Consider the following 734-nt stretch of genomic DNA (forward strand, 5'->3'; position numbering starts at 1 on the left):
CAGCCGGAGGTCATGCTCCATGTGGAGGTGAGAAACCGGATCAATATCTACTCAAAGGTCATTCCGGGGCCGGGCGGTATGCCGGTAGGCACGAATGGAAAGGCCATGCTGCTCTTAAGCGGCGGAATCGACAGCCCTGTGGCAGGTTATATGATCTCCAAACGCGGCGTGAAGATTGACGCCGTCTATTTCCATGCGCCGCCTTATACGAGTGAGCGTGCAAAGCAGAAAGTCGTTGATCTGGCGAAGCTGGTTTCTAAATATTCAGGCCCCATTCATCTGCATATCGTGAACTTTACCGATATCCAGCTCTACATCTATGACCAGTGTCCCCACGAGGAGCTGACGATCATCATGCGCCGCTATATGATGCGGATTGCGGAGCGTCTGGCTGCAGATGCGGGAGCACAGGCAATAATCACCGGGGAGAGCATCGGACAGGTGGCATCCCAGACCATGCAGTCCCTGGCCGCCACAGACGCCGCGTGTACCATGCCGGTATTCCGTCCGGTAATCGGCTTCGACAAGCAGGAGATCGTGGATGTGGCTGAAAAGATCGGAACGTATGAGACTTCGGTTCTGCCGTTCGAAGACTGCTGTACGATCTTCGTTGCAAAGCATCCGGTGACGAAACCGAATTTGAAGATGATTGAGCGCTCGGTAGAGAAGCTGAAAGAAAAGATCGACGAGATGGTGGAGACGGCCATAAGTACGGTGGAAAAGGTGTGGTGCTG

1 protein-coding gene is annotated in these 734 nt (G+C 54.1%); it reads left to right on the forward strand.

Annotated elements, in window-relative coordinates:
* A partial coding sequence (gene thiI, locus NE664_12545) for a tRNA 4-thiouridine(8) synthase ThiI (GenBank protein MCQ4727465.1) occupies positions 1-734 on the forward strand: 734 nt, incomplete at both ends.

Source organism: Anaerotignum faecicola (genome assembly GCA_024460105.1).
In the GTDB taxonomy this organism is placed as follows: Bacteria; Bacillota; Clostridia; order Lachnospirales; family Anaerotignaceae; genus JANFXS01.